Below are 22221 nucleotides of genomic sequence, written 5' to 3'. Positions count from 1 at the left end.
TTGATTATTGGCCGTTGTTGCCCATCAAGGCATCAAACGACAGTTCCTTCTCGACAACATTGGCACGGGACAGCACAAATTCAACCACGTTGTCTTCCAGAACCATCGAAGTCGGGCCTTCCAGACGATCCGGGCTGGCGTAGTACCAGCTCAGCACGTCTGCCGGCTGCTCGTAGCTGTCGGCGAACTCTTCGATCATGGCCTTGACTTGCTCAGGCTTGGCTTCCAGCTTGTTGGCTTCCACCACTTCCGCCAGGATCAGGCCCAGTGCCACGCGGCGCTCGGCTTGCTGGGTGAACAGGTCGGCCGGCAGCGGCATGTCTTTCATGGCCATGCCACGCTGTTCCAGGTCCTTGCGGGCCTGTTCCATCAGGCGGCCAACTTCCAGCTCGACCAGCGACTTCGGCAGCTCGATGGTGGTCGCATCCAGCAGCGCCTGCATTACCGCTTCCTTGTTGCGGGCGGTCAGGCGACGCTTCACCTCACGCTCCACATTCTTGCGGATTTCGGCGCGCATTTTTTCCACGTCACCGTCGGCGATGCCCAGCTGCTTGGCCAGTTCTTCGTTCACTTCCGGCAGTTGCGCTTCGGCAACGCTCTTCAGGGTGATGTCGAAGACTGCAGTCTTACCGGCAACATCCTTGCCATGGTAGTCCTCAGGGAAGTTCACGGTCACGCTGACGGTTTCGCCTTCCTTCAGGCCTTTCACGCCATTCTCGAAGTCAGCCAGCATCTGGCCCTGACCGATCATGAACGGGAAGTTTTCAGCGGAGCCGCCTTCGAAGGCCACGCCGTCAATGCTGCCCTTGAAGTCGATGATCACGCGATCGCCTTCGGCGGCGGCACGCTCAACGTGGTTGAAACGGGTGCGCTGCTTGCGCAGGATGTCGATGGTCTTGTCGATCTCGGCGTCGGTCACTGGCGTGTTCGCCTTTTCGATGTCCTTGCCGGCCAGATCGCCCACCACGACTTCCGGATAAACCTCGAAGGTAGCGGCAAACTTGAAGCTTTCGGCGTCGCCAGCGGCGTCAACCGATTCAAAACGCGGGTAACCAGCTACGCGCAGCTTTTGCTCGACGGCGGCCTTGTAGAAACCCTGCTGCACCTGCTCGCCCAGCACTTCTTCGCGAACCTGCGCGCCATAGTTCATCTCAACGATCTTGGCCGGGGCTTTGCCTGGACGGAAACCCTGAATCTTGGCCGTGCGTGCCACGCGCTTCAGGCGCTCGGCAACTTGTGCGTCGATTGCCGCCATTGGCAAGGCAATGCTCATGCGACGCTCAAGGCCGCTCAACGTTTCCAATTGTACTTGCATGTCCAATCCTTAGATTTAAAGGTGTGGGAGATTAAAGCCAGAGACAAAAAGCAAGATGGCGGAACATTTTACAAGAACCGGCGGAACCTGCTTTTTGCACCAATTCAGAGGTATTGCCGAAGGCGGATCAGTCAGGGCGCCGCCCCGCTCGCCCGCATTCTGGCGACAAAAGCAAGGGATGAGTATAGCACGCAGCCACCAAATGAACAGTGCATCGCGCTTGGGCAGTGGTCGCCAGCAGATAGGCATCAATCCGGGCACACCAAAACAAAAAACCGCCGAAACCTTTGCTGTGCTTGGGTTTGAGCGGTTTAGTGTTTACCGTGAAGCAATGTAGTGGTGCGAAAGGAGAGACTCGAACTCTCACGCCTCGCGGCGCTGGAACCTAAATCCAGTGCGTCTACCAATTCCGCCACTTTCGCGACTCACTGCCTTGCTTCAGCAGAGTGCGCATAATAGTAGACAAGCCCAGGCGAGGCAAGATCCCGTTCCAAATATTTTTTGATGGAGAAACTATCCTGCGGGTATATTGTCCATGACCTGCATTAGCCAAACAACAACAGCAAGGAGTCTCTTCGCCATGCAACCCAATTTGCACACCGCCTACCAAAGCACCACCCTGAGTGGCAGCCAGCACAAGGTGCTGCGCAATACCTACGCCCTGCTCGGCCTGTCGATGATACCGACCGTCATCGGCGCGGCAGTGGGTGCCAACATGAGCTTCGCCTTCATGGCCGGCAGCCCGATCATGAGCATGATCGCCATCCTAGCGGTCTTCTACGGCCTGACCTTCGCCATCGAAGCCAACCGCAACAACGCACTGGGCGTGCCGCTGATGCTGCTGTTCACGCTGCTGATGGGTGTGCTGCTAGGCCCCTTGCTGCAGGCCGCGTTCAAGCTGGCCAACGGCTCGCAACTGATCATGGTTGCCGGCGGCGCGACCACGCTGGTTTTCGCCGTGATGGCCGGCATCGCCACCACCACCAAGCGTGACCTGAGCGGCATGGGCAAGTTCCTGATGGTCGGCGCCATCGTGCTGATGGTGGCCGTGGTTGCCAACATCTTCCTGCAGCTGCCACTGATGTCGCTGGTGATTTCCGCCGCCTTCGCGCTGTTCAGCTCGCTGATGATCCTGTGGCAAGTCAAAACCATCGTCGACGGTGGCGAGACCAGCTACATCTCGGCGGCACTGGGCATCTACATCAGCATCTACAACCTGTTCACCAGCCTGCTGCACCTGCTGATGGCTTTCGCTGGCGACCGCGACTAAACCCGCACCCCGCCAATAGCAACGCCGGCCACATGGCCGGCGTTTTTCATTGCGGCCAACCTTGCGCCATCCGGTGGCGCCATAAAAAAAACACCCCGCCGTGGCGGGGTGTTCTGTCTACCTGACAGCAAGCGGCTTAGCCGATCCAGCGGCGGGCGCTGGCGAACATGCGGAACCAGGCGCCATTCTCGCCCCACTCCGCCGGATGCCAGCTGTTCTGCAGCGTGCGGAACACGCGCTCCGGGTGCGGCATCATGATGGTGAAGCGGCCATCCGGCGTGGTGACACCGGTAATGCCGGCTGGCGAGCCGTTCGGGTTCATCGGGTAGGTCTCGGTAGCCTGGCCGTTGAAGTCCACGTAACGCAGCGCGGTCAGCACCTGCTCCTGCGCGCCCGGGGCAAACACCGCGCGGCCTTCGCCGTGCGACACCACCACCGGCAGCTTGGAGCCGATCATGTCCTGCAGGAAGATGGACGGCGACTCGGTGACTTCCACCATCGCGAAGCGGGCCTCGAACTGCTCGGACGCGTTGCGGTTCAGCTTCGGCCAGTACTGCGCGCCCGGGATGATGTCCGACAGGTTGGACATCATCTGGCAGCCGTTGCACACGCCCAGCGCGAAGGTATCGCCACGACCGAAGAAGGCTTCGAACTGTTCGCGAGCCTGCGCGTTGAACAGGATGCTCTTCGCCCAGCCTTCGCCGGCGCCCAGCACGTCGCCGTAGCTGAAGCCGCCGCAGGCCGCCAGACCCTTGAAGTCGGCCAGCTGGACACGACCGGCGATCACGTCGGACATGTGCACGTCAACCGCCTCGAAACCGGCACGGGTGAACGCCGCGCCCATCTCGATCTGGCCGTTGACGCCCTGCTCACGCAGGATGGCGATGCGCGGACGCGCGCCAGTGGCGATGAACGGCGCCGCCGGATTGTCCTTGGTGTCGAAGGTCAGCTCGGCGAACAGGCCGCGCGAGGCGGTGTCGGCGATCTGTGCGTATTCGCTGTCGGCGCCGGCAGGGTTGTCGCGCAGACGTTGCAGGCGGTAGCTGGTCTCGGACCAGGCTTGCTGCAGCGCAACGCGCGATTCGGCCAGCACCACTTCCTCACCGTGCAGCAGGGTCAGGGTGTTGTCGTCGGTCGGCACGCCGATGACACTGGTTTCGGCGCCGAGACCAGCGGCGGCAAAGCGCGCCAGCACTTCATCGATGTGGTCGACGGCAACCTGCATCACCGCGCCCAGCTCTTCGTTGAACAGCACGGCGTTGACGTTGGCCGCATTGTCGTCGCTCAGTACCGACAGCTCGACCTGCGCGCCGAGGTGGCCGGCGAAGCACATTTCCGCCAGGGTGGCGAACAGGCCGCCGTCGGAGCGGTCGTGATAGGCCAGCAGCAGCTCGTCCTGCACCAGCGACTGGATGGTGTGGAAGGCAGCAGCCAGCTTGGCGGCCTGATCCACGTCCGGCGTCTGGCCGTTCATGTCGTTCCACACCTGACCGAAGATCGAACCGCCGAGGCGGTTGCGACCGGCACCCAGGTCCAGCAGCAGCAGCGCGCTGTCGGCGGCCTGCAGTTGTGGGGTGACGGTCTTGCGCACGTCGGCCACCGGGGCAAACGCGGAGATGATCAGCGACAGCGGCGCGGTCACCGACTTCTTCTCGCCCTGGTCTTCCCATACCGTCTTCATCGACAGCGAATCCTTGCCTACCGGAATGCTGACGTCGATGTCGATACAGATGTCGGATACCGCCTTCACGGTGGCGTACAGGTTGGCGTCCTCACCCGGGTGACCGGCAGCGGCCATCCAGTTGGCGGACAGCTTGACGTTGCCCAGCTCGCCCACGTTGGCCGCAGCCAGGTTCAGCAGCGATTCGCCCACCGACATGCGGCCGGCGGCCGGCGCCGAGAACAGTGCCGCAGGTGTGCGTTCGCCCATCGCCATCGCCTCACCCTTGGTGGTGTTGAAGCCCATCGCGGTCACGGCGACGTCGGCCACCGGCACCTGCCACGGGCCGACCATCTGGTCGCGCGCGGTCATGCCGCCCACGGTACGGTCGCCGATGGTGATCAGGAACGACTTGTCGGCCACGGTCGGGTTACGCAGCACGCGGTACGCCGACTCCCTGGTATCGTATTGCGCGGCGTCGAGAGCGTCGGTCACCACGGTACGGGTCGTCACGTCGCGGGTCATGCGCGGCGGTTTGCCCAGCAGCACTTCCAGCGGCATATCGACCGGGTTGTTGTCGAAGTAGTCGTCGCGCACCTGCAGGTGGCCGTCGTCGGTGGCCACGCCCAGCACCGCGAACGGGCAGCGCTCGCGCTCGCAGATGGCGGTGAACAGCTCCAGGTCGGCCGGCATCACGGCCATCACGTAGCGCTCTTGCGATTCGTTGGACCAGATCTGCATCGGGGTCATGCCCTTTTCTTCCAGGTGCACCTTGCGCAGATGGAAGATGGCGCCACGGCCGGCGTCGTTCACCAGCTCGGGGAAGGCATTGGACAGGCCGCCGGCACCGACGTCGTGAATCGACACGATAGGGTTGGCCGCACCGCGCTGCCAGCAGCGGTCGATCACTTCCTGGCAACGGCGTTCGATTTCCGGGTTGCCGCGCTGTACCGAATCGAAGTCCAGGTTTTCGCTGTTGGCACCGGTATCCATCGAGGATGCCGCGCCGCCGCCCAGACCGATCAGCAGGCTCGGGCCGCCCAGCTGGATCAGCAGCGCGCCTTCCGGAATCTCGTTCTTGAAGATCTGCTGTTCCTGGATATTGCCCAGGCCGCCGGCGATCATGATCGGCTTGTGGTAGCCGCGACGCTCGCCCTGGAAGTTTTCTTCAAAGGTACGGAAGTAGCCGGCGAGGTTTGGACGGCCGAATTCGTTGTTGAACGCGGCGCCGCCGATCGGGCCTTCGATCATGATGTCGAGTGCCGAGGCGATGCGGCCCGGCTTGCCGTAGCTGGCGTCTTCCCATGGCTGCTGGAAGCCCGGGATGTTCAGGTTGGAGACGGTGAAACCGGACAGGCCGGCCTTCGGGCGCGAGCCGCGGCCGGTGGCGCCTTCGTCGCGGATTTCGCCGCCGTTACCGGTCGAGGCGCCGGGGAACGGCGAGATCGCGGTCGGGTGGTTGTGCGTCTCCACCTTCATCAGGATGTGGGTCGGCTCTTCGCTGTAGGCGTAGGTATTGCTGTCCGGCTGCGGGTAGAAGCGCTCGATGGTGGCGCCGTCGATCACCGAGGCGTTGTCCTTGTACGCCACGCGGGTGCCTTGCGGGTGCGCGTCGTGGGTGTCGCGGATCATGCGGAACAGCGACTTGCCCTGCTCCACGCCGTCGACGATGAATTGCGCGTTGAAGATCTTGTGACGGCAGTGCTCGGAGTTGGCCTGCGCGAACATCATCAGCTCGACGTCGGTCGGGTTGCGCTCCAGCTTGATGAAGTTTTCGACCAGGTAGTCGACCTCGTCCGGCGACAGCGCCAGACCCATGTCAAGGTTGGCCGCATCCAGCGCCGCCTTGCCGCCGCCGAGGATATCGACGGTGGACAACGGTTGCGGCTCGATGTGCACGAACAGTCGGTCGGCATCATCCAGCGACGGCAGTACGGTCTCGGTCATGCGGTCGTGCAGGAGGCCGGCCAGACGCTGGCGAGCCTCTTCGGTCAGCGGGGTGGCCGCGGTGATGTGGTAGGCAATGCCGCGCTCGATGCGCAATACCTGCTCCAGACCACAGTGGCTGGCGATATCGGTCGCCTTGGAGGCCCACGGCGACAGCGTACCAAGACGCGGTGTAACCAGGAAAAGATCGCCGGTAGGCTGCTGCGCCAGCGGCGGTTCGCCGTAGGTCAGCAATTTTTCCAGCACGGCGACTTGCGCCTCGCTCAGTGGCGCTTCACTTTCGGTAAAGTGCCAGTACTCCGCCGCAATAGTCAGATCGGGTAGACCTGCTTCGCGAGCAGCAGCAAGAAGTTTATCGAGTCGGAACTGGGACAGGGCGACACCGCCCCGCAGCTTGAGAACGTGCGACATTGGATACCCGCAACAATGAAGACAAGGATCAGGGAAGCGCGTCATAATACACGAAACCCCCTGTCTATATAAGGCCAGAATTCGTATTTTGTCTGACAGCAGGCGCCGTTCGCACGCGCTTACCCGCAAAAATTCAAGGAGTTACTTCAATGAAGAAAGTCGAAGCGATCATCAAGCCGTTCAAGCTGGACGAAGTGCGTGAAGCGCTGTCCGAAATCGGCATCAACGGCCTGACGGTGACCGAGGTCAAGGGCTTCGGCCGCCAGAAGGGACACACCGAACTGTATCGCGGCGCGGAATACGTGGTCGACTTCCTGCCCAAGGTCAAGATCGAGGTCGTCATCGCCGACGACCTGGTCGATCGCGCCATCGAGTCCATCGTCAGCACCGCGCGCACCGGCAAGATCGGCGACGGCAAGATCTTCGTCACCGCCGTGGAACAGGTGGTCCGCATCCGCACCGGCGAGACCAACGAAGACGCAGTATAAGCCACTGACGCAGCAATGAAAAACGGCACCCGCGGGTGCCGTTTTTTGTGCCGGGGTTGGCCGCAAGGGCATCAGCCCCAGAACTTCCACCACGACTGCTCGCGCACCTGCCACGGCGCCTGCAGATAGTTGCTCTGCGGGAAGTTCAGCTGCAGCACGCGACGGGCATCGGCCGCCATGTCCTTCATGCCCAGCCGCTCGTAGGCCACCACGATGATGGCCAGCGCCTCTTCGTTATGACCGGTGTTGGCGTACTCCTTCACCACCGTCTGCGCACGGTTGATTGCCGCCAGCCAGGCACCACGCTTCATGTAGTAGCGGGCGACGTGCACTTCGCTGGCACCCAGCGCGTTGATCAGGCGCACCATCTTCTCGGTGGCGTCTGCGCTGTACTGGCTCTGCGGGAAGCGTGCCACCAGTTCCTGGAAGGCCTGGTACGATTCGCGCGCCGCCTTCGGGTCACGCTCGCTCATGTCCTGGCCGGACAGGCGCGACATCCACGAACTGTCCTCATTGAAGTACACCAGGCCCTTCAGGTAGTACATGTAGTCCAGGTTCGGGTGCGACGGATACAGGCGGATGAAACGGTTGGCCGAAGCAATCGCCAGCTCCGGCTCGGCATCCTTGTAATGGGTGTAGGCCTCGTCCATCAGTGCCTGCTGCGCGTAGCGCCCGTACGGGAAGCGCGCCTGCAAGGTTTCATACAGTTTCAGCGAGCGCTGGTAGTTGCCACCGTCCAGCTCTTCGCGCGCGGTGGCGTAGATGCGCTCTACCGTCCAGCCACGGGTTTCATCCTTGGTATCCACCGTGGCGCAACCTGCCATCAACACGACGGCCAGCAAGGCTACAAAACTTTTTTTCATGAGGTGTCCTTGTTTGACTGCCGTCGATTATAACCAAAACAGCATTTTGCGCACCCCCGCCGTTTCGGGCGGCGCGCAAACAGCAACGGGACAATCCCGCCCGACTCCTTTAAAATCACCCGATTTACCTCACGCCAGCAAAGACATGAACGAACACGACACCAACCCCGACGAGCTACTGGACGACGACACCCTGGATAGCGAAGCGGAAACCGGCGGCGAGGCCAAACAGTTTACCGTGCCTTACGAGCTGTCCGGCGAACGCCTGGACGCCGCGCTGGCCAAGATGCTGCCGGACTACTCGCGCAGCCGCATGACCCAATGGATCAAGGACGACAAGGTCAGCGTCGACGGCAAGATCGTCCCCGGCAAGACCAAGCTGCTGGGCGGCGAGATCGTGCGCGTGGAAGTGGTCGCCGCGCCGGAAGCGCTGTCCTACGTGCCGGAAGACGTACCCTTCCCGGTCATTTTCGAAGACGAACACCTGCTGGTGGTCAACAAGCCGGCCGGCATGGTGGTCCACCCGGCGGTCGGCAACTGGAGCGGCACCCTGCTCAACGGCCTGCTGTTCCGCCACCCGGAACTCGCGCACATCCCGCGCGCCGGCATCGTGCACCGCCTCGACAAGGACACCTCCGGCCTGATGGTGGTCGCCAAGACGCTGCAGGCGCAGACCGACCTGGTACGCCAGCTGCAGGCGCGCACCGTGAAACGCATCTACCGCGCAGTCGCCACCGGCGTGGTGCCCTACGACGGCAAGATCGAAACCCTGATCGGTCGCGACCCGCACAACCGCCTGCGCATGGCGGTGGTGCGTTTCGGCGGCAAGCCGGCGATCACCCACCTGCGCGTGCTGGAACGCTACGACGACTTCAGCTACGTGGAGTGCAAACTGGAAACCGGCCGCACCCACCAGATCCGCGTGCACATGAAGGAAGCCAAGCACCCGCTGGCTGGCGACCCGCTGTACGGCAACGCCCGCCACCACGGCAGCGAAGCCGTCGACGAAGCGGTGCGCAAGCTCGGCCGCCAGGCGCTGCACGCCTACAAGCTGTCGCTGGTGCACCCGGTCACCGGTGCCACCCACAGCTGGAGCGCGCCGCTGCCGGACGACATGAAGGCGCTGCTGGCCATCCTGCGCGACGAGCGCGAGATCAAGCTGAACAAGGCCAAGGCGCAGACGCCGTTCGGTGCGGCCATGGAAGACGACGACGATGACTGGGACGAGGACGACTACGATGTGGAAACCCATTACATCCGCTGACACCCCCGCCGAGCCGGTCGACCTGTCGTGGCGCGAGGCCGACTGGCCGCTGGCCGGCAAGGTCGGCACGCTGATCACGACGCGTGACGGCGGCGTCAGCCCGCCACCCTACGCCAGCCTCAACCTGGGCGACCACGTCGGCGACGACGCGGCCAACGTTGCCGCCAACCGCGCCCGCGTGCGCGAACGGCTGCCGGCGGAACCGGCCTGGCTGCAGCAGGTGCACGGCATCGCCGTGGTCGACGCCGCCAGCGTCGCACCCGGCCAGCCACCGCAGGCCGACGCCAGCTTCAGCCGCACCCCCGGCGCGGTGTGCTGCATCATGACCGCCGACTGTCTGCCGGTGCTACTGGCCGACCGAGCCGGCAGCGTGGTCGGCGCCGCCCACGCCGGCTGGCGCGGCCTGCTGAACGGCGTGATCGAAGCCACCGTCAGCGCAATGAACGAACCTGCGGCCAGCCTTGTCGCCTGGCTCGGTCCCGCCATCGGCCCGGACGCGTTCGAGGTCGGCAGCGAGGTGCGCGACGCCTTCCTCGCGCACGACGTGCACGCGGTGCAGGCCTTCGACTCGATCGGCGACGATAAGTACCTGGCCGACATCTACCTGCTGGCACGGCAGCGGCTGGCGGCCATCGGCATCAGCGAAGTCTACGGCGGCGACGAGTGCACGGTGATCGACCGCGAACGCTACTTCTCCTACCGCCGCGATGGCGTGACCGGGCGCATGGCCAGCCTCATCTGGATCAAGCCGTAAGCAAACACACCAGATGTTGTGGTCAACGGGCAGCTGCGGCTGCCCTTTTTCTTGGGCAAAACGTCGCATCCATGCCACATCGTTATGATGTTGCGATGAGATGACAACCGGCGCGGCGGCGGCAAACCCTTGTCTTTGCAAGACATCCGCCAGCGGCGCCACAAGCGACAAAAATTCCCGAAAATATTTCTGCCGCCGCAAAGCCAGCAACGGCGCGGGTTTGCGCGTTTCCGCCGCCTGTCAAGACTTGTTCGGCATCGCCTTAACCACTAGAATTTGCGCCATTCTCGCGTCACGACAGTACATCTTGTGTTTGTGCACAGCTGGCACACAGCTTTTCAACAGAGTTGTCCACAGCCGTCACGAACCCGAGCAACGCGGGCCACCCACCCGGCCAACCCGGGGCCGTCCGCTGTTGCAAGGCAGGCCGCAGGGTCATCCGAACAACCCCACCCCACCACGAGGGAAACATGACAATGCAAACCACTACTTTTGACGGGAAAATGGCTGCCGAACTGGGCCGCGCCGCCGCTCCCCAGGACGACTACAGCCAGTACAAGACCATCCGCCGCAACGGCGCCGTGGTCGCGTTCGAGCCGGTCAAGATCTCCATCGCCATGACCAAGACCTTCCTCGCGGTAATGGGTGCCCAGGGCGCCAACTCCGCCAGCATCCGCGACAAGGTCGCGCAGCTGACTGAAGGCGTGGTCAGCGCGCTGATGCGTCGCAAGCCGGAAGGCGGCGCCATCCACATCGAAGACATCCAGGACCAGGTTGAACTGTCGCTGATGCGCTCCGGCGAACACGACGTCGCCCGCGCCTACGTGCTGTACCGCGAGCAGCGCACCCAGGAGCGCGCCGCCCGTGGCGAAGCGCTGCACCAGATCCAGATCAACGTGATCCGCAAGGACGGCCGCAAGCAGCCGCTGGACGTGGCCCGCCTGCGCGCCAGCATCGAATCCGCCTGCCAGGGCCTGGCCGCCACCGACGTGGACGCCATCCTGTCCGAGACGCTGAAGAACATCTACGACGGCGTGCCGGAAGAAGAAGTCAACAAGTCCGCCATCCTGGCCGCCCGCGCGCTGATCGAGCAGGACCCGGCCTACGACTACGTGACCGCCCGCCTGCTGCTGGGCAACATCCGCCTCGAAATCCTCGGCGAAGCCATCGCCCAGGAAGAGATGGGCAGCCACTACCCGCTGTACTTCCCGACCTTCATCAAGAAAGGTATCGCGGCAGAATTGCTGGACGAAAAGCTGGGCGAATTCGACCTGAAAAAACTCGGCGCCGCACTGAAGCCGGAACGTGACCTGCAGTTCGGTTACCTCGGCCTGCAAACCCTGTACGACCGCTACTTCCTGCACATCGACGGCACCCGCATCGAAATGCCGCAGGCGTTCTACATGCGCGTCGCCATGGGCCTGGCGCTGAACGAAGTGAACCGCGAAGACCGCGCCATCGAGTTCTACAACGTGCTGTCGAGCTTCGACTTCATGTCGTCCACCCCGACCCTGTTCAACGCCGGCACCCGCCGCAGCCAGCTGTCCAGCTGCTACCTGACCACCATCGCCGATGACCTCGACGGCATCTATGAAGGCATCAAGGAAAACGCGCTGCTGTCCAAGTTCGCCGGCGGCCTCGGCAACGACTGGACGCCGGTGCGCGCCATGGGCAGCCACATCAAGGGCACCAACGGCAAATCGCAAGGCGTGGTGCCGTTCCTGAAAGTGGTGAACGACACCGCCGTCGCCGTCAACCAGGGTGGCAAGCGCAAGGGCGCGGTGTGCGCCTACCTGGAAACCTGGCACGCCGACATCGAGGAATTCCTCGAACTGCGCAAGAACACCGGCGACGACCGCCGCCGCACCCACGACATGAACACCGCCAACTGGATTCCGGACCTGTTCATGAAGCGTGTGATGGAAAACGGCGAGTGGACACTGTTCTCGCCGTCCGAATGCCCGGACCTGCACGACCTGTACGGCCAGGCCTTCGAAAAGGCCTACACCGCCTACGAAGAAAAAGGCCGTCGCGGCGAGCTGAAGGTATTCAAACAGATCCCGGCGCTGAGCCTGTGGCGCAAGATGCTGACCATGCTGTTCGAAACCGGCCACCCGTGGGTGACGTTCAAGGACCCGTGCAACATCCGCAGCCCGCAGCAGCACATGGGCGTGGTCCACAGCTCCAACCTGTGCACCGAGATCACCCTGAACACCAACGACGACGAAATCGCCGTCTGCAACCTGGGCTCGGTCAACCTGTCGCGTCACATGAAGGACGTCGGCGGCAAGCTGGAACTGGACACCGAGAAGCTGGCCCGCACCGTGCGCGTAGCGCTGCGCATGCTGGACAACGTGATCGACATCAACTTCTACCCGGTGAAGAAGGCGCGCAACTCCAACCTGAAGCACCGTCCGGTGGGCATGGGCATCATGGGCTTCCAGGACTGCCTGCACCAGATGCGCATCGCCTACGCCTCCGACGCGGCCGTGGAATTCGCCGATGTGTCGATGGAAGCCGTCGCCTACTACGCCTACCTCGCCTCCACCGAGCTGGCCGAAGAGCGTGGCCGCTACCCGTCGTACAAGGGCAGCCTGTGGGATCGCGGCATCCTGCCGCACGACAGCATCAACCTGCTGGCAGCCGAGCGCGGCGGCTACCTGGAAGTGGACCGCAGCGAGCGCATGGACTGGAGCGTGCTGCGCAAGCGCATCGCCGAACACGGCATGCGTAACAGCAACTGCCTGGCCATCGCCCCGACCGCGACCATCGCCAACATCATCGGCGTGTCCGCCTCGATCGAGCCGACCTACCAGAACCTGTTCGTGAAATCCAACCTGTCCGGCGAATTCACCGTCACCAACGAATACCTGGTGCGCGACCTGAAGAAACTGGGCCTGTGGGACGAAGTGATGGTCGCCGACCTGAAATACTTCGACGGCAGCCTGGGCCGCATCGACCGCGTACCGGCCGAGCTGAAAGCCATCTACGCCACCGCGTTCGAAGTGGACCCGAAATGGCTGGTGGACGCCGCCGCCCGTCGCCAGAAGTGGATCGACCAGGCGCAATCGCTGAACCTGTACCTGGCCGGCGCATCGGGCAAGAAGCTGGACGAGCTGTACAAGTACGCATGGATTCGTGGCCTGAAAACCACCTACTACCTGCGCACCCTGGGCGCCAGCTCGGCGGAGAAATCCACCGGCCGTGGCGGCGAGCTGAACGCCGTGGCCTCCGCCCCGGTAGCCGCCGCAGCGGAAGTGGACAACACCCCGGCCACCGACGCCAAGTTCTGCTCCATCGACAACCCTGACTGCGAGAGCTGCCAGTAAGTTGTCCCCGCGTGGGCACGGCCGCAAGGCCGTAGCCCGCTAAAGGTTGGCCGCATGCGGCCAACCTTCATCCCTCAGCCGCTTCCCGCGAGGCGGCTGAGGGATGAGCCGAACCCGGTCGCCCGTCGTCCAGTCCAAGCAGCAGGAACAAGTCGTCAAGGAGAGCACCATGCGCCACTTACCGACCCTGTGTGCCGCCGCCCTGTTGGCAGGCTGCACCACGATGGCCGACACCTTGCACGGATCGCTGACGCCGCCCGCGGGCCTGGGCTACGCCGTGTTTTCCATGACCGTGCGCACCTACAACCCCGGCTACGCTGCCGCCAACCTGAGCTGGCGCGGACTGGATAACGAGCGCTACGGCATGGTGTACGCCAACTTCGGCACCGATACCGTGTTTGGCGAAGAAGGCATGACGCCGGTAGACGGCAAGCTGCAACTGCTGACGCTGCCACCGGGCCGCTACCAGCTGCAAACCGGCTACGCGCGCTGGAACGACGATCCGGGCAACGAGCTGGTGTTCAACTACAAGGGCTACGCCAGCTTCCGCCTCGACAAGCCGTTTGAAGTCCGCGCCGGCGAAACCGTCTACCTGGGCCAGCTACGCTTCAATCTGGACTACCGGCCGGACGTGGAATTCGGCGACGAGCAAAAACGCGACTTCGGCCACATGCGCCGCGTGTGGAAGGTCAACGACCTGAGCGCCATCCGCCTGCAGCCGTTCAGCGGCAAGGCCGGGCGCAGCAACTGAATCACCGGAGGCAGCCGCGCGCTGCCTCCTGAAAAACAAAAGGCCAACCCAAGGTTGGCCGCAAGCAAAACTTTAAACTTAAAAAATAACTGGAGCCTCCATGCTGAGCTTTGACGATCCGATCCCGACCGCCACCCCGAGCAACACCAACAGCCCGAAGCGCATCAGCGCCGCCGACAAGCGCGTGATCAACGGCACCACCGACGTCAACCAGCTGGTGCCGTTCAAGCACAAATGGGCGTGGGAAAAATACCTGGCCCAGTGCGCCAACCACTGGATGCCGCAAGAAGTGAACATGCAGCGTGACATCGAACAGTGGAAAACCGGCCAGCTGACCGAAGACGAAATGCGCATCGTCAAGCGCAACCTCGGCTTCTTCGTCACCGCCGATAGCCTGGCCGCCAACAACATCGTGCTCGGCACCTACCGCCAGATCACCAGCCCGGAATGCCGCCAGTTCCTGCTACGCCAGGCCTTCGACGAAGCCATTCACACCCACGCCTACCAGTACATCGTCGAATCGCTCGGCCTGGACGAAGGCGAAGTGTTCAACGCCTACAACGAGATCAAGTCCATCCGTGACAAGGACGAGTTCCTGATCCCGTTCATCAACGTGCTGTGCAACCCGGAATTCAAGACCGGCACCCTGGAAACCGACCAGACCCTGCTCAAATCGCTGATCGTGTTCGCCTGCATCATGGAAGGCCTGTTCTTCTACGTCGGCTTCGTGCAGATCCTGGCGCTGGGCCGCCAGAACAAGATGACCGGCGCCGCCGAGCAGTACCAGTACATCCTGCGCGACGAGTCCATGCACTGCAATTTCGGCATCGATCTGATCAACACCATCAAGCTGGAACAGCCGGAAGTGTGGACCGAAGAATTCAAGGCCGAGATCACCGAGCTGTTCCGCCACGCGGTCGAGCTGGAATACGCCTACGCCGAAGACACCATGCCGCGCGGCGTGCTGGGCCTGAACGCCAGCATGTTCAAGGAATACCTGCGCTTCATCGCCAACCGCCGCATGCAGCAGATCGGCCTGGAGCAGCTGTTCCCCGGCGTGAACAACCCGTTCCCGTGGATGAGCGAGATGATCGACCTGAAGAAGGAAAAGAACTTCTTCGAGACGCGCGTCACCGAGTATCAAACTGGTGGCGCGTTGAGCTGGGATTGATTTAATTGTCAGAAATCGGAAAGCTTGAAATTTTGTAGTCAAAGTTTGCAATTTCCGATAGCCAAAGCATGAAATCCTGCTTTGCTCGAAGAAAAGGCCCTGCAGTTGCAGGGCCTTTGTCATGTGCAGGAAGGTGACTGCCTATAAAACGGTCACGCACCAGCTACGGATAGGGGCTTCGGCTCCTTGGCCCAAGCAGTTGATAATGCTCTTGTGCTAGTATGGTTGCTATCAACCAACAGCAGGTGGTCAAAGTCAAACCTGCCGGAGGTTAGTTCAAGCGTGACAAACATAATATCCATACAAGACAATTCAAGCTATTTGTGGATGCCACTCTGTAGATATCATGGCACCCCATCTCCAGCAGCTAAAAGGAGAGTAATCTGGCCGAGCTCCGCGCCCTTTCCGAGAGCTATGACGACGTTCAAACTCATGTCGTATTTGTTCATGGCTTATCGGGACATTTGACAGAGACATGGACCGTCAAGGACTCCAACCCGCCAGTGCTTTGGCCGAGATGGCTTGCCGAAGATGTCTCCAGAATTGGGCTTTGGCTGATAGGCTACCCTGCGGCCAAGACCAATTGGCGCGGGCACGGCCTGCCTCTCTCCGATCGAGCGGACAACATACTTGCCCGCCTCCTTGTAGAGCCACGACTCGAGAAAGGGAACATCATCTTCGTTGTGCACAGTCTGGGCGGCCTCGTAGTCGAACAGCTTCTGCGAAACGCGGACCGTGACTCTGCCAGCAATAGAAAGGCTGAGGATTTGCTTGCCCGTATCAAGCGGGTTGCCTTTCTTGGCACGCCGCATCGAGGTGCACTGCTTGCCAATGTCGGAAAGGCACTATGGTTTTTGGTGCGCCCCTCTGCAGCAACACGAGATTTACTCCTCGGAAGCCCTCAGCTCAAAGATCTCAATTTCTGGTACCGCCAGTTCAGTCGTGATAACGGCATCGAACACCTGCTCCTTGCGGAAGGCCGACCAGAACGTGTTTGGGGTCTTAACCTCCCTGAACTAGCGGGGACCATCGTATGGTCGAATAGCGCCGATGCTGGTTTGCCAGAGCTTCCATTAACTGTCGACGAAAGCCATACCACTATCTGCAAACCTGCCACTCGCGATACTGACGTCTACGTCCACCTGCGGGACTTTATATGCCGCCCTTTTGATAGCTCTGCGCAACTTTCGCAGACTGTGGAGGCCATGGAGAGGAACACGACCCAGCTCAAGAAACTGACAGAGGGCAGCCAAGCACAGCGCGAGGCTCTTGCGGAGTTAGCAAAGTCAATTGAGCAAGGATTGCCGGCAATGGCAGTCGACACTGCTGTGATTGATGCAGAAGTGGCACGCCAACTGGAACGCTTGCGCAAAGGCCGGTTATTTGCTGTTTTTAATACGGTAGACGAAGCGAGGAAATTAGCAACAAGCCTGCAGAGTGGCAGCCTTGCGTTAGCAAGCAGGAGAGCGAAAGATGAGGCCTGCGCGTGGTGCGCAAGATGTCTATCAACGTCAGAGCCTGATGAAGCCCAATCAATTCTCGACTCCGTAACTAACCCAGGCGATGAACTGTGTGCTGTAGCGCACAGCCTCATATTGGTTGGGCGTGGGGAGCTCCAGAAGGCTTTGGGCGAACTGGCTACGGTCAATACGCCGATAAGCCGCGGCGCAGCCTATATTAGCGTTCTTAAAGTCCAGGGCTTTGAAGAAGCTGGAAATTGGCTCCAACAAACCGGGCTGTCAATCACTGATCTTGATAGCGACGCCAAGCTCTTCTATCTCCAAGGGGCGCTGGAAAACGGCGAATGGAGCTGTGCGCTTGAAGCAGCAACCGCCCTAACAGAAGCCGATTATGAGTGCTCGCCTGCATTAATCATTGCAGCCGCGGACGCACATCTAGCGCAGGCGGCTCCAGACGAGCTGCGCGTGTCACTGATGCAATATCTACCTTTCGATGCTGCGAACTATCCTCTGCGTAGCAAGCCAGAGGACCTTACTTATAGACGCACGGCGGCAAAGCTCTACAAGCGGATGCGATCAGTTGCCGACACGCTCGGGATGCCCTCAGTTGCTGGGTACTCGGATGACCGAGGCCTCTGGCTGCGGCTCGTGGACCCGGAGACGATGGCTGAAGCGCAGCAGGAATTAGCCGCGAGCATCAAGGACCCAGAGACCCTCCTTCGGCGCCTGAACCTAGCGCTTCAATTTGGTATCGAGCTTGATCTGTTGCAAGTGGAGAAGGAGGTCGACCGCCAGACCGCACTGAGTGGAGGGGCCTCCTACAATGCAGCAATCGCACGCTTTTCCCTCGCCTTTACACAGAAGAGTCATGCAGCAGCTGCGGCCTATATTGATCAGTACCGTAGGCAGCTCCTAGAACACCTTAATTGGCAGGCAATCTACTGCTTCGAAATCGAGATGCTGGCCTCCTCTGGTCAAACTGTACAGGCCCAGGCACGTCTGCAGGAAGCCATAGATCGAGGCCTTACTGACGCCGAAACGGGTCGGCTTCGCCGACTGCTAGCTGAGCTCGCGGGGGGCGACCCTATAGCTGAGCGGCTTGCGACTTACGAGCATAGTAAATCCATCACAGACCTGCGCCTCCTTGTGACCGCATACGACGAGGCAAAAAACTGGGACAAGACGGCTGAGTATGGGAAGTCCCTATTAGACCAAACTGGCGATATCGCTGACGCCCGCCGCTACGTGATTGCGCTGTACAACCAAGGGCGTCTCGATGACGTACTCGCAGTGTTTGCCGCATACCCCGTCCTCACAGATCGGTACGACAAACTTCGCCTCCTCCACTCACAGACGCTGTTTGAGCGAGGTTGTCTTGATGAAGCACGTACGACACTGAACGCACTGCGTCAAACAAATGATTCGACCGATGCGCGCCAACTGCAAATTAATCTTGCCACGGCTTCTGGTGACTGGGAGTCACTGCAGGGTTTCGTCGAAAGTGAGTGGAACGCCCGTGCAGAGCGGACAGCTTTTGAGCTGATCCAGGCCGGTCAGATCGCGCAGCTCATCGGTGTCGCGCGAGGGAAGGATCTCGTGCGAGAGGCAGCGCATCTGGCGGCCGATGATCCGGGCATTCTTATCAGCTGCTACCATGCAGCGTCGGCTGCCGGTTGGGAGAGCAGTCTTGAGGTTCATCAATGGCTTGAGCGATCCGTTGAGCTCTCAGCACAAGCTAGCGACGGCCCTATTCAACAAATATCGATCGAGGAATTGATCGACCGCAAACCGGGCTGGGATAAGCACGAGACGGATACCTGGAGCCTACTCGCCAAGGCTGAAATCCCCATCTTTACAGCAGGCCGACTTCTCAATCGCTCCCTTCTAAGCCTCTTTCTGTTTCCTGCACTCAGTAATATGAGTGAACCGGACGTTCGTAGACGGCCGCAGGTTTATAGCTTCAGCGGTTCACGCGGAACAAACACAGTTGACCCGCAGATCATCGCCATGGATCCGACAGCCCTAATGACCGCAGAGTTCTTAGGGATTCTCGACCTTTGCATCTCGACATTTGAGAAAGTCATCATCCCTCACAACACCTTTGGCTGGCTTCTCAAAGAGAAGGCACGAATCTTGTATCATCAGCCAAGTCGGATAATCGCTGCCCGCGAGCTTCGGCGAATGATTGCCGAGCGGCATCTGCATGCCTTCGACGGCAGCTCGAACCCACCCGAAAGCCTTGTCAAAGAGGTCGGTGAAGAATTGGCTGCACTGATTGCCGAAGCCTCATCTAAGGACCATGCTGCAAGACAGCGGTTGGTTGTCCGTGGTGGCCCCATCCACAGAGCCAGTACTTTCATGAAGGGGGAAGCAAATCTTACCGGGTATGAACCCTATCTCTGCAGTTGTTTCGATGTAGTCGATAAGCTTACGCAGAAGGGTGTGCTTACGACGCAGGAAGCCGAAGAGGCACATGCGGCGCTCAAGATACGCGAAGTACCTTGGCCATTTAAGCCCGAGATCGCCGACGGGGCTGTTCTTTATCTGGACGATCTCGCTGTCTCGCATCTCGAATTTCTCGGTCTTCTGCCCAAACTACACCGCGCCAATATCACAGCAGTAGTCTCGCGAAGTGAGATTGAGGAGGCAGATGCGCTCATCGCATACGACGCAAAGGGTACCGACGTAGTTTCAATCGTTGAACGAATGCGCACGCATGTGCGGGCGGGCCTAGAGCGCGGCAAGGTTCGACTTGGCAGAGCGATCCGGGTCAACGATGAGAACGGATCTCAGAACATCATGGCACATCCAACCTTCGCTATGCTGAAGCTGATAAATGAGGCTGATGTATGTGTTAGTGATGACCGATTTATCAACCAGCATACATCTTTTACGTCAGAAACCGTAACCAAGCCACTGCTGACGATGCCGGATATCTTGGATGTCCTGCAGCGTCGCGGCGTGCTCTCCGTACAGCGCAAACAGGAGGCACGGACCACGTTGCGTCGGGCTCACTTTGCCTTGATGCCGCTCGACTATACAGAGCTGTCGGGACTTGTTTCCGTGGCGCCCTTCACCAATGGCGTCCTCATTGAAACTGGGGAACTACGAGCGATACGTGAAAGCATCCTACGCGTCCGGATGAGTGAGCTTCTCCAGCTGCCTAAAGAGCTCGCCTGGCTGGATGGCATGATCGGCGCTTGCCTTCTAGCGCTGAAGGATCAGTGGAAGCCGAACCTAGACGAGTCCGCAGCTGTTGCGAGATCAGACTGGCTTCTGGCGCTGGGTGATGTCAGGGGCTGGGCGAATCGTCTGGACGAGAATACATGGCAATTGATGGAGAGGTACCAAAACTGGGTTGCACACCTGATGATGCTGCCCGTGGCCCAGCCCGAGCCGGTAAAACAGGCATATTGGCGCTGGTTTCAGTCGCGCATCCTTAGCCCGATTGAGGAAGAAGACCCCGAGACCTATGCATTTCTGATCGAACATGCAAAGGCATTTGTCTCACAGAACGTTGAGTCTTTGGCCAGGGATCTGGAGGCTGTCGATGAATAGAGAGGCGACACAGTCCATGCTTGTCGAAGCAGTTCTTAATCTGCTTCCACCCGATATCCGGCATGCTCTCGTTGAGGACAAGTCATTCCTCGAGCGGTTGGATATTTCGACGGTTATCAGCGTAACATTAGGCAAGAACGGACCTTCGTTTCTTCGCGATCGGCTTTACGATGGAATGCGGAACGCCATCCGCAATCAGGGAATCGCGGTTACCGTCCAGGACCAAAATGATGTCGCATGGGAGGTGCTCACGCAGCAGCAAGGTGAAACGCTAGTGTTTTCTATTTGCGCTGGCGGTACACGTTATTCAATCATGGACTATTCTGCACTCGCAGAAGACATGACCACTAGAACTGACTGGTTTGAGAAGACTGCAAAAGAGATCAACTTTGATGGTGCTGCCACCCAAAACTGGCTGGACAACCTAAGAGGTGCACAGCTCAGCAACGATAATTTTGATGAGCTGATGAAGGATATCGCACAGACGCCTGTGAGCAACTACCTCACTCTGCAGGCCGGCATGGAACGGGGGAGTGCCGATGTGGCAACCCTGGTGCCGCATGAGCTTCGCTACTATGAACGGCTCGTGGGGCACCTCGGCTCGGCAATGACAGTCGCGGAATACATTGAGACTGGGGCGAAACCGCTAATTGCAGGCCTTCAGCGCAGGAATGACTCCCAGGGGTTTCTCTATGCACTGCTGACGTGCTCATTGGGACTGATTGCGGAAAGCATCCGAATCGAAGATCTCGGCCGCGAGGAGCTAACCCACGCTTATCAGTGGCTGTCAGAGCATGGCGATCCGATTTCGCGCATCGGCGCGGTGGAAGTCGCGCTTTCTCACCTGGATACTCACCCCGAGCTTGCCCCGTTCATTGAACAGATCGTTGAAGGGTTTGTCACAGATGACCCGGAGAACGATAGCAGCGGCTTCGCACTGTTCTGCGCGATGATCGTCATGGTAGCTTCGGAGCTGACCAGGAGGCACACACTAAAGAATGCCCCACCGTTTTATCGAAAGCACGCTGCGATCGCACAGGCCTCCCTCGTTATCCGTGCAATCAATGAATCCAGTATCGACCCGGCTAGCGTTACACAATGGGCACAGAGCTTAGGTTTGGGCCACATCTTCTTCCTGCAGGGACTGATCGATCTTCGCAGCGAACCGCGCTGGCTCCCAGACTTCGTAAGTGCTGACCAACTCCGGGCCGAGTTTATTGGACGAATCGCGAATGCCGCCAGCCGGAACGAAGCAAAAATTCAAACCGAGTCTTTGCGCGCACTTCTTCTCGGTCCGGACTCAACGCTTGCGAGCGCTGTCCGCTGGCCGTTTCCAATCCTTCCGGGCCCATTAGAAGGTGCGATAACACCCAGACTCCCAATTCCTGATAACGTTCTGAATGATGTGAGATCAGCGCTTGAAGCTGACCGCCTTGAAGCAAACTCCTTTGTAGGACTGGTCAATGCCGCCCTCCTATTCGATTTGCCAGAGGGTCAGTCGAACCTGGCTGCGGCAGCTCTGCAGCGGGTCAAATTCTCCATAGAGGATGCTGAAGATGAGAGCAAAACCTTCGGTCTCATTAGTGGGCTGGCAATTGTAGCCGCAGTCACACGAGGAACTGATCTTGCTGATGCACTACGTATTCTGACTCGTGTTCTGAGGCACCGAAAGCGGCTCACAGCCGATCCCGGTAACGAGATGCGCATTGCGATGATTGCTGCTGCCTCGTTCGAGATTCTCGAAGATTGGGCACGTTTTGCAGGCGAGTGGATAACCGAGATCGCCTTCAAGGCTGAAGATAAGGAGACTGCGAAACAGTTCCTACTCACGCTCCGCCGGCTGGTTCAGCTTGAGCCAGCGCTCGCACGGCACTGTGCGGTAGCCGATGCTGCACTGGCTGCATTTGCATTTTAGAACTGCACATCTGATAACCGCTCAATAAATGAAATCAGTAGGATTTCTTGATAGCCCCTACTGGC

Annotated in this window: 13 protein-coding genes and 1 tRNA gene; 10 read left to right on the top strand and 4 right to left on the bottom strand. The window is 60.2% G+C overall.

Going from position 1 to position 22221, the window contains the following annotated elements; all coding sequences use genetic code 11:
• Positions 1–4: 4 nt before the first annotated feature.
• A complete protein-coding gene (gene tig, locus IE100_RS07440; protein ID WP_189373477.1) occupies positions 5–1315 on the bottom strand; it encodes a trigger factor in 1311 nt (436 codons plus the stop codon).
• 202 nt (positions 1316–1517) lie between these two features.
• Between tig and IE100_RS16510 the strand changes: the two genes are divergently transcribed.
• A complete protein-coding gene (locus IE100_RS16510; RefSeq protein ID WP_268245215.1) occupies positions 1518–1652 on the top strand; it encodes a hypothetical protein in 135 nt (44 codons plus the stop codon).
• On the opposite strand, the gene IE100_RS07435 is transcribed toward IE100_RS16510, so the two are convergent.
• Positions 1653–1737, bottom strand: a tRNA-Leu gene (locus tag IE100_RS07435). It abuts the gene before it with no gap.
• Positions 1738–1895: 158 nt separating this feature from the next.
• On the opposite strand from IE100_RS07435, the gene IE100_RS07430 reads away from it, so the two are divergent.
• Positions 1896–2585: a Bax inhibitor-1/YccA family protein gene (locus IE100_RS07430; protein ID WP_189373476.1), complete on the top strand. Its 690-nt coding sequence runs from the start codon at positions 1896–1898 to the stop codon at positions 2583–2585.
• 136 nt (positions 2586–2721) lie between these two features.
• On the opposite strand, the gene purL is transcribed toward IE100_RS07430, so the two are convergent.
• Positions 2722–6603: a phosphoribosylformylglycinamidine synthase gene (gene purL / locus IE100_RS07425; RefSeq protein ID WP_189373475.1), complete on the bottom strand. Its 3882-nt coding sequence runs from the start codon at positions 6601–6603 to the stop codon at positions 2722–2724.
• Positions 6604–6752: 149 nt separating this feature from the next.
• On the opposite strand from purL, the gene IE100_RS07420 reads away from it, so the two are divergent.
• On the top strand, positions 6753–7091 hold the full coding sequence (locus tag IE100_RS07420; RefSeq protein ID WP_189373474.1) for a P-II family nitrogen regulator: 339 nt from the start codon (positions 6753–6755) through the stop codon (positions 7089–7091).
• Positions 7092–7162: 71 nt separating this feature from the next.
• On the opposite strand, the gene IE100_RS07415 is transcribed toward IE100_RS07420, so the two are convergent.
• Positions 7163–7954 carry an outer membrane protein assembly factor BamD gene (locus tag IE100_RS07415; RefSeq protein ID WP_189373473.1) on the bottom strand — a complete coding sequence of 264 codons (792 nt, stop codon included), beginning with the start codon at positions 7952–7954 and terminating at the stop codon, positions 7163–7165.
• Between the two features lie 145 nt (positions 7955–8099).
• Here IE100_RS07415 and rluD point away from each other — a divergent pair, with 145 nt between their 5' ends.
• From rluD to IE100_RS07380, 7 genes are all read left to right on the top strand, one after another.
• Positions 8100–9218, top strand: coding sequence for a 23S rRNA pseudouridine(1911/1915/1917) synthase RluD (gene rluD, locus IE100_RS07410; protein ID WP_189373472.1), 1119 nt, complete (start codon positions 8100–8102; stop codon positions 9216–9218).
• Complete coding sequence (pgeF, locus tag IE100_RS07405) at positions 9193–9972, top strand: peptidoglycan editing factor PgeF (protein ID WP_189373471.1); 780 nt, start codon at positions 9193–9195, stop codon at positions 9970–9972. Before rluD ends, pgeF begins: the two co-directional genes overlap by 26 nt.
• A 476-nt stretch (positions 9973–10448) precedes the next feature.
• A complete protein-coding gene (locus IE100_RS07400) occupies positions 10449–13301 on the top strand; it encodes a ribonucleoside-diphosphate reductase subunit alpha (RefSeq protein WP_189373470.1) in 2853 nt (950 codons plus the stop codon).
• A 169-nt stretch (positions 13302–13470) separates the two neighbouring features.
• Positions 13471–14052: a hypothetical protein gene (locus IE100_RS07395; RefSeq protein WP_189373469.1), complete on the top strand. Its 582-nt coding sequence runs from the start codon at positions 13471–13473 to the stop codon at positions 14050–14052.
• Between the two features lie 100 nt (positions 14053–14152).
• The gene (locus tag IE100_RS07390; protein WP_189373468.1) at positions 14153–15223 is read left to right on the top strand and encodes a ribonucleotide-diphosphate reductase subunit beta; all 1071 of its coding nucleotides are present in this window, start codon (positions 14153–14155) and stop codon (positions 15221–15223) included.
• A 767-nt stretch (positions 15224–15990) separates the two neighbouring features.
• Complete coding sequence (locus tag IE100_RS07385; RefSeq protein ID WP_189373467.1) at positions 15991–20241, top strand: tetratricopeptide repeat protein; 4251 nt, start codon at positions 15991–15993, stop codon at positions 20239–20241.
• Between the two features lie 16 nt (positions 20242–20257).
• On the top strand, positions 20258–22156 hold the full coding sequence (locus IE100_RS07380) for a hypothetical protein (protein WP_189373466.1): 1899 nt from the start codon (positions 20258–20260) through the stop codon (positions 22154–22156).
• Positions 22157–22221: the final 65 nt, after the last annotated feature.

The sequence above is a fragment of the Vogesella alkaliphila genome, assembly GCF_014652475.1.
In the GTDB taxonomy this organism is placed as follows: Bacteria; Pseudomonadota; Gammaproteobacteria; order Burkholderiales; family Chromobacteriaceae; genus Vogesella; species Vogesella alkaliphila.
The sequence above is the reverse complement of the archived record's forward strand: the minus strand, read 5'-3'. Positions and strand labels throughout refer to the sequence as shown.